The sequence below is a fragment of the Bifidobacterium sp. B4142 genome (assembly GCF_026537325.1).
Taxonomy (GTDB): Bacteria; Actinomycetota; Actinomycetes; order Actinomycetales; family Bifidobacteriaceae; genus Bombiscardovia.
This window is the reverse complement of record NZ_JAFNMJ010000005.1, coordinates 138011-151398: the sequence shown is the minus strand read 5'-3', so window position 1 is coordinate 151398 and position 13388 is coordinate 138011. Positions and strand designations below refer to the sequence as shown.

The following is a 13388-nucleotide window of genomic DNA, read 5'->3' as shown; positions in this document are numbered from 1 at the left end:
TTCCGAACCCGGAAGCTAAGACCCAGCACGGCAATGGTACTGCACCCGGAAGAGTGTGGGAGAGTAGCACACCGCCGCCACAACACGGATATTGAAGGACCCATGCAGGCACACTCCTGCACGGGTCCTTTCTTTTTACGCGCATCAGCACAAACACGCCACTGAATGGAGCCCAAGCTTGGGCACGTTGCCAGATGATGGTTTGTTCGATTCAATCAGATAAAGTGGTCTGCTCATTTTGATGAGGCAGCTGATGCGAACTGATAGGAGGATCCCGGTGTCGAGCCGATGATCAGAACTATGGGTGATTACTATACGGCCAAGAACATGGCCGACCAGCATCTCATTCATTCAGGCTTGGACTACACGCTTATCGAGCCAGGCAGCCTGACCGAAGATGAGGGTACGGGGCATATTGAGTTCTCCCACTCGGGGTCTGGAAAGATGCCGATTCATGATGTGGCCAGGTGCCTGGTGGATTGTATCGATACCAGGCAGAGCATTGGCCATGCTTGCAACATCCTGTGCGGTGACACGCCGATCAGGGAAGCCCTGATTGACGGAGCATGATTGAGTAGTGAGTAGTGTAAGTACATGGTTGTTGTCCGCCCAGGTGTTTTCTGATTCGTAGATAGCGAGACCAGAGTCAAGCCGGTCTTCGGTGGTTGACCGGGGCGGACAGACAGTAGTAGTAAGTGTGATCGGCATCCTGCCGAAACACGGAATGGAAATTCAGAAGTGGTATCGCTCATACCGGTTCTGATTAATGAGACAGCAGGTGGAGCGGCCTGCATTCATACGTCCCCTATCAACGGACTTAAGACAACAATACACACCAGTCTCGGTGGACCTCAATCAACTTACTCTTTCTTGTAAAGGAGGTTGGGCGATGGAGACCAGATTCAAGAAGTCGCTGATTGGGTATTTGCTCAATCGTCGCGATTTTGTTCGTGGATCGGAGCTCTCGTCTGCTCTCAAAGTATCGACCAAGACCATTTCCCGGGCCGTCAGACAGATTAACCAGCAAAGCGGTCAGCATGGACTTATCGAGGCCAAGCGCGGTCGTGGGTACCGGTTGCGCAATCCGGACGCCGTTTCCCTTGGTGACGTAGGATGTGCCTTAGGCGACGCCAACATTGATGTCAGCCATCTTTCATCCATTGAACGTCGCGATGAAATCGTCAAGCGTCTGTTGATCACGGCACCACAGAAGTATCGGATGAGCGAGCTGTGGGGGAAGTACTATATCGGCGACTCCTCCATGTCCACCGACTTGCGCTCGCTGCGCCTGATACTGGGCAGGTTTCGTCTGTCCCTGGAACGAGTCAGCGGGTATGTCTGGGTCGAGGGTGCCGAAGCGGATATCCGGCGGGCCATCAGCAGCCTTTTCGTTGATGAGGGCGACCTGGCAAACCATCAATTCATGCAGCCAAACCAGAGCATAGAGCAGCGCGATGCCGCCTTCGTCAACAAGCAACTCGATCTGATCGAGGAGCTGATCCATGCGGAGATTCCCTACCCTTACCGGGTTAACATCTTCACCCACCTGTACATACTCATAGAACGCTTTCGCAGGGTGGGTTCCCTGATGGAGGACACGTCCTGTCCGGAGGGTTACGGAGGGCCGGAGGAGCATTCCAAGGTCATGGACGTGTGCCGGTCCGTGATTGATAATGTCAAGATGTACCTGGATGCCGACCTTCCAGATGCCGAGATCTACTACCTCTACCAGTATCTGACCTCCTCAAGGATCGAAGGCGGCCTGTCGACCCCGGCCGAGATTCCTGAAGAGGTGCGCTCGGCTACCCAGTATCTGATCGAACAGGTGGCGCTGGATCCCCGCTATAGGGATATCGATAGCCGAGAGTTGTTCTCCGGTCTGGCCAAGCACATGAAGCCCCTCCTGAATCGGCTGCAGAACAAGATCAAGGTCAACAACAACCTGTTGGAGCAGATTCGCCTGGAGTACCCCCACCTTTTCCGGACGGTTCAGGATGCCACGAAACGGTTGGAGGAACGTTTTGGCCTTAACCACATCGACGGGGAGGAGGTCGGGTTCATCACGGTCTATTTTGCGCAGGCAGTCGAGAACCTGCGCACGCCTGTCAATATCCTGCTGGTCTGCACCACAGGCCTAGGCACGGCACAGCTGCTCCGTTCCAAGATCGAACGCCGGTTCTCCGACCTGAACATCGTGGAAACGGTAGCGATCAAGGACATCGACGCTGTGCTGGACATGCATCATGAAATCGGCCTGGTGGTCTCGACTGTCGGTCTTCCCGAGAGCCTGACCATGCCCACGCTGGTTGTCAGCGCCATGCTGACCATCGAGGATCAGGAACGGCTTGAGCGTATGGCCGATCAGGTTCGCAGTGGGGAGGCTGGTCGATGAGAACGATTATGGAATGGGAGCCAGATCTGGGCAAGGCATCAGTCGATGCTTTCGAATTCTTTGATTGGGTGATTGGCTACCTGTCCGATCTGGGATTGGTCAAGGAGCCGGGCCGTCTTCGTGAGCGGCTGGTGGACCGTGAAGCCGCAGGCAGCACCTTGGTCGGAGCCAATCTGGCCAACCCCCATGCGCAGTTATCCGAGATCAGCGAATGCCTCATTTTCTATATCAAATTGTGCGACCCAATCCTGAACTGGGACGGTAGGCATGACGTGGACCGGATTCTGGTCACTCTCCTGCCGGAGAAGCCCGATGGCAGGGACCTGGTGAGATTGCGGATGCTTTACCGGCGCATGGCCGATGAGGCCTTCATGAATGTGCTTCAGTCGGGCGCGGATACAGATGTTCAGCAGATATTACTGACAGAAGGGAAATGATTGTGGATTCAGCATCACTCAGTGAGGCGATCGATGCACGGACAGTGGTCACCGGACTCAAGGCCGATACCAAGGAAGAGGTATTCGCGGAACTGGCTCAGCGACTGCATGATGCCGGATACATAGATTCGGTGGATGAGTTCCTCAAGGCCATCCATGAGCGCGAAGCCCAGGGTGCCACGGGTATCGGCGAGCACGTGGCCATACCTCATGGCAGGAGTGACACGGTGAAGAGGAACGGGGTCGCCATCGCCATACTCGATCACGAGATCGAGTGGGAATCGTTGGATGATACCGGTGCCAAGGTGGTGGTCCTCTTTGCTGTCGGTGCTGATGACGAGGGTTCCAAACGGCACCTTCAACTGCTTTCTGAATTCGCACGCAAACTTGCCAAGGCCGATGTTGTCCGTGATCTTCTCCAGGCGACCAGTAAGGACCAGGTCGTAGCGGCCCTGACCAAATGAAGCATTGTCAATACGGAAAAAGAAGAAAGAAGGAGTAATCAATTATGAAGATCGTTGGGGTGACTGCATGCACCATCGGCATTGCACACACGTATCTGGCCCAGCAGAAGCTGGAGGATGCAGCCAAGGCCGCGGGTGATGACATCAAGATTGAAACCCAGGGCACCATCGGTATCGAGAATGCTTTGACGGCGGAAGACATCAAGCAGGCGGATGTGGTCATCCTGGCCATCGATATCAAGATCGCCGACGAGGAGCGTTTCAAGGGGAAGAAAGTGGTCAAGGTCTCCACGGAAACCGCCATCAAGTCCCCCAACAAGCTCATCGCCAAGCTTCACGAAATCAGCGGAAAGTAAACCAAGCGGACGCAACCATGCGGACAAGGAAGTCATCATGAAACAATTTATGAAGAAGGCCAACTTCAAGGGCCACCTCCTGACGGCCATTTCCTACATGATTCCGATTGTATGTGGTGCCGGCTTCATCATCGCCATCGGTATGGCATTCGGCGGCAAGGCCCAGGACAGTCTGGTCATGGGGAAGTTCGACTTCTTCCAGGCGCTGGCCACACTGGGCGGCAAGGCTCTGGGCCTTCTGCCCGTCATCATCGCCACCGGCATCGCCTTTTCAATTGCTGGCAAGCCCGGCATCGCGCCCGGCTTCGTGACCGGCCTGGCGGCAGTGGCCATCAGTGCCGGTTTCATCGGAGGCATTATCGGTGGATACATCGGAGGCTGGCTGGCCTTTGCCGTACTCAGGTATGTCAAGGTGCCGAGCTGGGCCAAGGGACTCATGCCCACCCTGATCGTGCCCTTCCTGGCATCCCTTCTGAGCGGCCTGATCATGGTCTATATTGTCGGTACCCCCGTGGCCTGGTTCACCACCTGGCTGACCAACCTGCTGACCAGCATGAATGGCACCTCCAACCTGATCTTCGGTGGTGTCCTGGGCGCGCTCAGCATCGTCGATTTCGGTGGCCCCATCAACAAGACGGCCTTCGCCTTCGCCCTGACCCTTCAGGCCCAGGGCATCAACGGCCCCGTCACCGCCCTCCAGTTGACCAACACCGCAACCCCCATCGGCTTCGGTTTCGCCTACCTGGTGGCCAAGCTCCTGCGCAAGCGGATCTACACCCATGAAGAGGTCGAGACCTTGAAGTCGGCCGTGCCCATGGGCGTGGTCAACATTGTCGAGGGCTCGATCCCCATCGTCATGAATGACCTGGTCAGGGGCATCGTGGCCGCCGGTCTCGGTGGCATGTGCGAGGGGGCCATCCTCATGTCCCTCTCCGACGGCAAGGGTGCCACCGTTCCCTTCGGAGGCTTCCTGATGCTGCCGACCATGGGTGCCAAGTGGTGGGTCGGTCTCCTGGCCATCGCCGCCAACATTCTGGTGACCGGTATCGTCTACGCCCTGATCAAGAAGAACATCCCCGAAGGTGCCGATGAGCCCGTGGCCGCCGGAGCCGAGGATGAAGAGGATCTGAACCTGGACGATATCCAGGTAATGTAAACCAACCTAAGGAAATACAATCCAAATGACAGCAACAAGCGCACAGACACTGGCCACGCGTTCGCGGCGGATCCAACTGGCCCCCTCGCTGATGACCATGGATCTGGACCGGTTCAGGGAGCAGATCGGCTTCCTGAACAGCAGGGTCAACCTCTACCACATCGATATCATGGATGGTCACTTCGTGCCCAACATCACCCTGTCGCCGTGGTTCATCGAGCAGACGCGCAAGATCTCCGATCTGCCCATGTCGGCCCATCTGATGGTGACCGACGCCCCCTTCTGGGTCCAGCAGCTGATTGACATCAAGTGCGAGATGATCTGCATTCCGGTCGAGGTCTCCAACGGGGTGGCCTTCCGGTTGATCGACCAGATCCACGATGCCGGTCTCAAGGCCGGCATGGTGCTCAACCCGGAGACCCCGGTCGAGACCATCCTGCCCTATATCGACCTGTTGGACAAGGTCACCATCATGACCATCGATCCGGGGTTCGCCGGGCAGCGCTTCCTGTCCGTCTGCCTGGACAAGATCGTCCAGCTGCGCAAGATGCGAGACGAACACGGTTACGGTTATCAGATCGAGATGGACGGGTCCACCAACCTGGCTCACTGGAAGCTGATTTCGGATGCGGACCCGGACATCTACGTAATCGGCCGCTCCGGCCTGTTCGGCCTGACCGAACGGATCGAGGACTCCTGGAATCAGATGGTCCGCGAATATGAGGAATCCACGGGCTACCGGTTCGACAACGGCTGTTACGTCAGCCAGAACTGAGGAGGAAACCATGGCAACTGAATTCACCTTTACCATTTCCGATCCTGAGGGCATGCATGCCAGGCCCGCTGGAAGGCTGGTCGAGGAGGCGCAGAAGTACCGGTCCTCCATCATTTTGGATGACAATGGCACCACGGCGGACGCCAAGCGCATCTTTGCGGTCATGGCCTTGGGGGCGAAGCAGGGCGACGTGATTGACGTGACCGTCGATGGTCCGGACCAGGACAAGGCAGCGGAGGAACTCCAGGCCTTCTTCAAGGAGAATCTATGAGGGAGCTGAAAGGTACCGGCGTCTCGACCGGCATCGCCATCGGCCCCATCAAGGTACTGGAGGAGGCCGGTCAGGTGGAACGTCGCACGGTTGACGACCCCCAGGCCGAAATTGAGCGCTTCCACCAGGCTCAGCAGGTCTCCATGGACCAGCTGGCCAAGCTTCGCGAGGATACCGCAGCCAGAATCGGCGAGGACAAGGCTGAACTCTTCGACACCCACCGGCTCATGCTCAAGGATCCGGATTATGTGGAGGGGATCGAGGGGCAGATCCGGTCGGACAAGGTCAACGCCGAGTTCGCAGTGGATGCCACCGCGCAGAGGTTTGCTGATATGTTCGCCGCCATGGACTCCCCGTATATGCAGGCCCGGGCGGCCGATGTGAAGGATGTCTCCCGGCGACTGATCGATAATCTGGGTTCAGGGGTCCAGGCAGGGCAACAGGACCAGGCGACCATCATCATGGCTTCCGACCTGGCCCCCAGCCAGACCGCACAGATGGACCCCTCCCAGGTGCTTGGCTTCGCCACCAGCCAGGGCTCGGCCAACTCGCATACTGCCATCCTGGCCAAGACCATGGGATTGCCGGCCGTCATCGGCCTTGGTCAGAGTCCCAGGCCCGAGGACCAGGGGCTGACCGCCATTGTGGATGGCAGCCAGGGCCTGGTGCTGATCGACCCTGACGAAGAGACCCTGGGGTCCTATGAGGCCCGGCAGCGGGAGTACCGGGAACGCATGCAGCGTCTCCAGGAACTCAAGGGCAAGCCCACCAGGACCAAGGAGGGCCAGGAGGTCCATCTTTACGCAAACATCGGGAGGCCTTCGGACCTGGATGCGGTAGAAGCCAACGATGCCGAGGGGGTCGGTCTCTTCCGCAGCGAGTTCCTCTACCTGGAAAGCGATGACTTCCCGACTGAGGAGTTCCAGTTCCAGGCCTATAAGGAGGTCGCCCAGCGGATGGGTGACAAGCCGGTCATCATCCGCACCTTGGATATCGGTGCCGACAAGCAGGTCGGGTACTTCGGTCTGAAGCAGGAGGCCAATCCTGCCCTGGGATACCGGGCCATCCGCATCTGCCTGACCAGGCCGGAGATCTTCAAGGTGCAGCTCAGGGCCATCCTGCGGGCTTCCGCCTTCGGTAACATCGCGATCATGCTCCCCATGATCACCTCCACCACCGAGGTCGACCAGGCCAGGGTCATCATCGATCAGGTCAAGAGTGAGTTGCGTGGTAAGGGTGTGGACTTCAGAGAGGATATCCAGGTGGGTATCATGATCGAGACCCCGGCCTCGGTCATCATGGCTCCCGAGTTGGCCCGAAAGGTGGACTTCTTCTCCATCGGGACCAACGATCTGACCCAATACACCCTGGCATGCGACCGACAGAATCCAAATCTCGGGCAGTTCGCCGACCCGCACTCGCCGGCGGTTCTGCGCATGATTCACATGACCGTGGACGCGGCCCACCGTGCCGGCATCTGGTGTGGCATATGTGGTGAGCTGGGTGCTGATCGGGCCCTGACCGAGACCTTCCTGGATGACGGTCTGGACGAACTCTCGGTATCTCCGGCAAGTGTCCTGCCGGTCAGGGAGGTCATCCGCTCCCGCTGATTGCGATATTCGGATTGAGAGCCGGGAAACCCATGATTTAAATCAAATCCCAATGGGGACTTCTTGACGGAGGTCCCCATTCTCATATTCGGCAAACGGTTGTCAGTCCGGATTCCGTGCATTCGCAGTGATTCATCAAACCAAGGGGCTGTCGTCGGATCAGATTCGTCCAGACGGTTATGTGTCTGATTGATGTGGCGTTTCCCGCCGGATGCACGGTGAGAGTAAGGGCCAACCATTCTCGGTTCGTCAAATCGATGATGCGGGTACATCACTGACGGGTAGGACAAGGCTCCTACTGGCTTGGTAGGGGTCCTGATTCTCGGCGGCTGCCTCCATCTGCCGGCAGAGGTTGGACGCGGCCTGCTCGCCCAGTGCCGTCGGGTCCTGTTCCAGCAGGTAAATGTTTTTCTGCACATATTGGGACCACTCCCAGTCGTCGAAACTGACCAGGCCGAGGTCATCGGGGAAGTTCAGTTTCAGCCGCTTCAGGGATGTCAGCGTCTGGAAGAGGAGTGGCCCCATCAGTGATACCAGCAGGGTTCGGGATCCGGCCTTCTGTGCGGACCCACCGATCTCATTGCACAGTCTATCGTCGAGCCAGTTTGCATCGTGATCGCCAACTTCGATGCGGACCGCCCGCTTCTTGAGTGCCTGGGCGGCCCTGGTGAATCTGCTCCTTCGTCCTGCCCAAGGCCACCCTGGTAGGCAGGGTTGTAGCTTTCATCGGAGCCCCGGATATTGCCATGCTGCTCTCCCTCTGCTTCGCCATCTGGTCTATGGGATATGCGCGTGGCAAGCGGATGCCTGAAATCGCGGGTTCGATGGCTGAATCCGTCAAGCAGATCGCCATGATGCTCCTTATCATCGGTGGCGGTGGTGCCTTCAAGCAGGTCCTGGTAGATGGAGGCATATCCGATTACATATCCACCATGTTCGCCAACATCAACATGCCTCCCCTGATTGCCGCCTGGTTGGTGGCGGCGGTTCTCAGGGTCTGCCTGGGTTCCGCAACCGTCGCGTCCCTGACCGCCGCAGGCCTTGTGGCACCCCTGATGGCCATGTCGCCGGTCAACCCGGCACTGATGGTTCTGGCCGTGGGCGCCGGTTCGGTTGTGGCTGATCATGTTAACGATGCGGGCTTCTGGATGATCAAGGAGTACTTCGGTCTCAGTCTCAAGGAGACCTTCATGTCATGGACCTCGGTGACCACGGTCCTTTCCGTGACAGGTCTGGCTTCCGTCCTTTTGCTCTCGCTGGTGGTCTGAACGGAAGCCAGTGCCTCTGTATGGCACAGGATCGGATCATCCCCTGAGGGACTGGTCCTGTGCCGGCTGGGAGGTGAGTGTGAGGATCTCATCCAGCCGGGCCGGCGACCTGGTCAGTTCATAGGCGGTCCCGAGAGGTTTCAGGACCTCCTTCACTCTGTTTTCGTCAGCGTCGATGGCGCGGACAGTGCGTCCGTCCATGGAGACAGGCAGGCCTGCTGCTGTCAGAAGCTTCAGCGCCTGCTCCCATTCCTCCGTCTTGATGACCAGGGAGTGGTGGCTGCCGACAATCTGCTCCACGTCGCCCCTCGCCTGGACCTGGCCATGTGCCAAGACCACGCATTGGTCGCATTGGCTGGCTTCGGCCATGTAATGGGTGGTGACCAGGACACCTACGCCCTGATCGGCCTTCCGGTGGAGTTCACGCCAGAGCCTCATGCGGGAGACGGGATCCATCCCTGAGGTTGGCTCGTCCAGGATGAGCAGGTCCGTGTCATGGCCGGCGGCCAGGGTGTAGGCAAGCAGCCGTTGGGCACCCAGGGGTAGATTGCCCACCGGCGTCCGGCCCAGGGAGCGGGCGTACTTGGCGGTCCATCCCTGTGGGCTTGTGCTGTAAACGTCAGCTGTGAACTGTGCGTTCTGCCATGCCGTGAGGGTGGGGTAGAGCCCCATGCCTTGGGGAACGTAGCCGATTCGTCTGCGTGATTCCAAGGAAGGGGGCCCGCCGAGCAGGAGGGCGGATCCCTGGTTGGCCTGTTCCAGCCCCAGGAGAATGCGCATGAGCGTGGTTTTGCCCGCACCATTCCCACCGATCAGACCGATGATCTGACCGGGCTTGACTTGGAGGGAGACATCGTTCAGGGCTGTGAAGGATCCGAACTGCTTGACCACGTCCGTGGCCTGGATCAGTACCCGATCCGCGGTGTTTCCTGGACCTTCTCCACCAGGTTCGCCGGGTTCCCCGCCTGGCTGGCGGTGATTGGGGGTGTCCACATTCGGTGCCGCGGCCCGGGGTCTGATCGGCAGTCCGCCCTGGTCATCCTGGAGCAGATAGGCGATGCTGGCGTTTTCCAAGTCGAAACCGGTTCTAGTGAACCCTTCCGGGGTCCTCTCATCACCTGCTGCGGTCCAGGCCAGAGCCGTATCGGCCCTGCGCCAGTTGTGGAAGGCCGAGGGGGCGGGCCTGTCCTGGAGACTGGATCCGAAGAACGAATCCCGGGTCATTTGCTTTCCGACCGAAGCCGGGGCCTGCCAGAGTCTGCCGGGGGCCTTGGCGCAGATGTCCTCGGCCCTGCCTTGGGCAAGAACCTTGCCGTCGTTCATCAGATAAAGGCTGGCGCACCGTTCGGCCTCGTCCAGATAGGTGGTGGCGAAGACCACCGTCTTTCCATCCGCCGCCTGGGCCGAGATCAGGGTCCAGATTCCTTCGCGGCTGGCGGGGTCGACCCCGGTCGTCGGCTCATCCAGGAGCAGGAGGTCGGGCTCATGCAGGGCGGCCATGATGAAGCCGAGCTTCTGACGCATTCCTCCGGACAGGTTCCGTCCCGTCGTATCTCGGGCATAGGTGAGGCCGGCGTCGGCCAGGAGGCCTTCTATCCTGTTCCGAGCCAGGCTGGAATCCATCCGATAGGCCGAGGCGATGAAACGCATGTTCTCGATGACCGACATGTCGCGCCAGACGCCCGAATCCGCAGGCTGATACCCTATGTCCTTCTTGTCGGGCAGGCCGTGGACGCTTCCTGATTGCAAAGGGGCCCGTCCGGCCAGCAGCTTGAGCAGGGTGGATTTGCCTGCCCCGTCCCCACCGGTCAATGCCGTTACCTGGCCGGGGAGGAAGCTCCCGGAGAATCCCTGGAGGGCATGGATGACCCCGTAGGAGACCCTGGCCTTGTCAAGGGTTACAGGCTCACGGTTCATCGTGCACCCCCATGGGTCAGTACATTGCGCAGCCGCAGAGTGGCGGCTGAGAAGATGACGGCGGCCTCACCGGCCAGGATGACCAGTGGAAGCCAGAGGGATCCCCAGGAGGCACCGCGCAGCATGGTGCCCTGGGCCAGTTCGTTGAACCAGGTGAGTGGCAGGAGGTAGCCGATCCAGCGCACCGAGGCGGCCATGGACTCCAGGGGGAAGATGATGCCACTCAGCAGCATCTGCGGCATGACCAGCATCATGGCCATCTGTACGGCCTGACCTGAGTTCTGTGACACGGTTGAGATGAAGATGCCCAGTCCCAGGACCACAAAAAGGAAGAGTAAGGTCCCTAGCAGGAAGACCCAGATATCACCTCGGAAGGGCAGGTCGAAAACGGCCATGCCAATCAGCGTGATGATGGCCATGTCGATCAGGGCCAGAAGCAGGTAGGGGGCGATCTTGCCGATGATGACCGCTCCGGGCTTCAGAGGCATGACCGCCAGCTGTTCCAAGGTGCCCTGCTCGCGCTCGCGGACCAGGCCGATGCTGGTGATCATGGTGCCGATCAGGGTCATGATCAGGCCAATCAGTCCGGGAATCATAACGAAGGAGGTCTTCAGGTCCGGGTTGAAGAGGACGGTCACGTTGTCCTCTCCCGTCTCGGTTGCACTTGCCGGGTCGGGCAGGTCGGCTTCCGGTACCTGAACCGGATCCAACTGCGGTGAGGCAGGCATGGGCGGGGCGGGTTGGCCCTGAGTCGCAGCGGCCTGTGCCTGGCTCTGGTAATTCTGCATCTGTCTCAGATAGTCCTGCAGGCCCTGCTTCTCCTGCTGGGCCGCAGCCTTGCGGGATTCCATGGCCTGCGATCTGGTGGCGGCTATCTGGTCCTTGGCCTCCTCGGCGTTCAGCTGGAGGACAGTTCGTTTGGCGGACTGTGCAGCGAAGAGGCCGGAACCATCAAGATACACCTTGGTCCGGTTGGAAAGCAGATCCTTGCCCTGGTCCTGCTGGTCCTCCCTGACGACGATGACGGCATCGACCTTCCTGTCTCTGAGCAGGCTTGTGGCATCCTTTTCGCCGTGCTGCGTCGGATCCACGGTGACGATATCCATGCCGTCCTTGGCGGCGTCAAAACCCTTGACCTTCTCGGACACGGATTGGGCCCCGTCGCCGATGACGGCAACGGAGATCCTGTCGACTGAGAAATTGGCGGCGTATCCGAAGATGAACAGGAGCAGGATGGGCATGGCTATCAGCATGGCAACCGTGCGCTTGTCGCGCATCAGCTCTCTGAATTCCTTGATGATCAGCGCCTTCACGGTGCACCTCCTTATTGGTGAATCAAGCGAGCGGCCATACGCCGGGAAGCCGACCCCGGTCTGACCGTTGCACAGGGAATCATGACGAAGCCATTAATTCCTTGGTTGGCGAATAAAATCATAGCACTATATTCATCAAACGGTGAATATTGTTTTCTCTTGATAGACTGACCGGGTGCGGTGATACCCAATAAGGAGAAGCGATCGGAATGGCAGAGAAATCAGCTCGTGAGGGAATCAGCCGGAAAGAAGCTTCGGAATCTCATGAGGTTGAGGTTTCCGCAACATCTCTGCGTCACCGACGTGGCCGACCCGGAGGAAAGAGGGCGTCAACAACCTATGATGATATCCTCTCGGCGGCGAGATATGAGTTTTCGCGTCAGGGCTTCGACAAGGTAACCCTGCGGGCCATTGCCCGCCGTGCAGGTTGCGACCCCAAGCTCATCCACTACTATTTCGGCGGTAAGGACGAGCTCTTCACCAAGGCGGCACAGCAGATCATCGGGGATAGCCATCTCCTCGACCTGTTCATTCAGCAGGACGCCAAGCGTGCGTCCTGCGTAGATGGCTCCTTGGGCGTTACCTTGATAAGGGCCTTTCTGAAGTTCATGGAAACGACCGAACCTGGCGAGGCCTACCTTTCGCTCGTGCGCAATGCGGGCCGGGACGACCACGCCCGAGACCTGATGGTCGCCTTGGTACGAGGGGAGCTGACCAGTGACCGGCTCAAAGCCATCAAAACCGACAGGATCGAAAAACGCATGGTGCTGGTGGGGTCGCAGATGCTTGGTTTGATAATGGCCCGCGATGTTTTCCGGGTGGAGCCCCTGGCTTCGATGTCGCCTGGTGCGCTGGCTCGTATCATCGGTCCCACGCTGGATCGATATCTCTACGCCGACCTGTGCTGGTGAGTTCGCGCCAAGGAACAGGTCCGCAGGTCTCGCGGCCAGATGGCAGCGGAACCTCCGGGACATCTTCGGTTGAAGGCGCCTGATTGCCGGGAGGATGCAGGCCGATCAACGTATCTGTCAGAACAGGCCGTTTCCGTTCCGGGATTGTATGCCTTCTACATTGTGCTCGATGACGTCCCAGTGATCAGCCAGCTGGCCGTCCTGCAGCCGGTAGATGTCGCAGACCTTGTTGACATGGCCGTTCTTCAGCGTGCACTTGAAGAAGACGTACACCATGTCGTCCTCGCCGTTCAGCCTGATGATCTCGATTTGCGGGCCCAAGGACAGGAAGCCCTTGATGAATTCCAGGAAGTCTGCCTTCCCGTCGGCGCAGGTGGGGTTGTGCTGGATATAGTCGTCCCGCATGAACCTGTCAATGTTGCTGGCATCTCCCCGGCTGAAGACCTGGTCGTAAAATTCCTGCACCAGGGATTTGTCGGCTGCTGTCTCGCTTTCGGTCATCATGAACCTCCGCTTTC

At 58.9% G+C, this 13388-nt stretch carries 15 protein-coding genes; 11 read left to right on the top strand and 4 right to left on the bottom strand.

The annotated features are described in order from the left end of the window. Positions 1–300: 300 nt before the first annotated feature. The 9 genes from J3U06_RS08165 to ptsP all read left to right on the top strand — a co-directional run bounded on the left by J3U06_RS08165 (position 301) and on the right by ptsP (position 7461). Positions 301–570 (top strand): NAD(P)H-binding protein, encoded by a 270-nt coding sequence (locus J3U06_RS08165; protein ID WP_267444875.1) that lies wholly within the window; start codon positions 301–303, stop codon positions 568–570. Between the two features lie 319 nt (positions 571–889). Then, the gene (locus J3U06_RS08160; protein WP_267444874.1) at positions 890–2392 is read left to right on the top strand and encodes a BglG family transcription antiterminator; all 1503 of its coding nucleotides are present in this window, start codon (positions 890–892) and stop codon (positions 2390–2392) included. Then, positions 2389–2829, top strand: coding sequence for a PTS sugar transporter subunit IIA (locus J3U06_RS08155; RefSeq protein ID WP_267444873.1), 441 nt, complete (start codon positions 2389–2391; stop codon positions 2827–2829). Before J3U06_RS08160 ends, J3U06_RS08155 begins: the two co-directional genes overlap by 4 nt. Continuing rightward, positions 2826–3293, top strand: coding sequence for a PTS sugar transporter subunit IIA (locus tag J3U06_RS08150; RefSeq protein ID WP_267401074.1), 468 nt, complete (start codon positions 2826–2828; stop codon positions 3291–3293). Before J3U06_RS08155 ends, J3U06_RS08150 begins: the two co-directional genes overlap by 4 nt. A 44-nt stretch (positions 3294–3337) precedes the next feature. Beyond that, entirely contained in the window at positions 3338–3649 is a 312-nt protein-coding gene (locus J3U06_RS08145; RefSeq protein ID WP_267401073.1) for a PTS fructose transporter subunit IIB, read from the top strand. A gap of 37 nt (positions 3650–3686) precedes the next feature. Then, positions 3687–4805 carry a PTS fructose transporter subunit IIC gene (locus tag J3U06_RS08140; RefSeq protein ID WP_267444872.1) on the top strand — a complete coding sequence of 373 codons (1119 nt, stop codon included), beginning with the start codon at positions 3687–3689 and terminating at the stop codon, positions 4803–4805. A 25-nt stretch (positions 4806–4830) separates the two neighbouring features. Continuing rightward, a complete protein-coding gene (gene alsE / locus J3U06_RS08135) occupies positions 4831–5580 on the top strand; it encodes a D-allulose 6-phosphate 3-epimerase (RefSeq protein ID WP_267444871.1) in 750 nt (249 codons plus the stop codon). A 10-nt stretch (positions 5581–5590) separates the two neighbouring features. Then, entirely contained in the window at positions 5591–5851 is a 261-nt protein-coding gene (locus J3U06_RS08130; RefSeq protein WP_267430931.1) for an HPr family phosphocarrier protein, read from the top strand. Beyond that, on the top strand, positions 5848–7461 hold the full coding sequence (gene ptsP, locus J3U06_RS08125) for a phosphoenolpyruvate--protein phosphotransferase (RefSeq protein WP_267444870.1): 1614 nt from the start codon (positions 5848–5850) through the stop codon (positions 7459–7461). Before J3U06_RS08130 ends, ptsP begins: the two co-directional genes overlap by 4 nt. Positions 7462–7710: 249 nt before the next feature. On the opposite strand, the gene J3U06_RS08120 is transcribed toward ptsP, so the two are convergent. Beyond that, the gene (locus J3U06_RS08120) at positions 7711–8091 is read right to left on the bottom strand and encodes a substrate-binding domain-containing protein (RefSeq protein ID WP_267401085.1); all 381 of its coding nucleotides are present in this window, start codon (positions 8089–8091) and stop codon (positions 7711–7713) included. A 41-nt stretch (positions 8092–8132) separates the two neighbouring features. On the opposite strand from J3U06_RS08120, the gene J3U06_RS08115 reads away from it, so the two are divergent. Then, complete coding sequence (locus J3U06_RS08115) at positions 8133–8729, top strand: gluconate:proton symporter (RefSeq protein WP_324123894.1); 597 nt, start codon at positions 8133–8135, stop codon at positions 8727–8729. 36 nt (positions 8730–8765) lie between these two features. On the opposite strand, the gene J3U06_RS08110 is transcribed toward J3U06_RS08115, so the two are convergent. Further along, positions 8766–10646, bottom strand: coding sequence for an ATP-binding cassette domain-containing protein (locus J3U06_RS08110; RefSeq protein ID WP_267444869.1), 1881 nt, complete (start codon positions 10644–10646; stop codon positions 8766–8768). Beyond that, positions 10643–11959, bottom strand: a complete 1317-nt coding sequence (locus tag J3U06_RS08105; protein WP_267444868.1) for an ABC transporter permease — start codon at positions 11957–11959, stop codon at positions 10643–10645. Before J3U06_RS08105 ends, J3U06_RS08110 begins: the two co-directional genes overlap by 4 nt. A gap of 209 nt (positions 11960–12168) precedes the next feature. Here J3U06_RS08105 and J3U06_RS08100 point away from each other — a divergent pair, with 209 nt between their 5' ends. Next, positions 12169–12870: a TetR family transcriptional regulator gene (locus J3U06_RS08100; protein ID WP_267444867.1), complete on the top strand. Its 702-nt coding sequence runs from the start codon at positions 12169–12171 to the stop codon at positions 12868–12870. Between the two features lie 117 nt (positions 12871–12987). On the opposite strand, the gene J3U06_RS08095 is transcribed toward J3U06_RS08100, so the two are convergent. Beyond that, complete coding sequence (locus J3U06_RS08095) at positions 12988–13374, bottom strand: nuclear transport factor 2 family protein (RefSeq protein WP_267444866.1); 387 nt, start codon at positions 13372–13374, stop codon at positions 12988–12990. Positions 13375–13388: the final 14 nt, after the last annotated feature.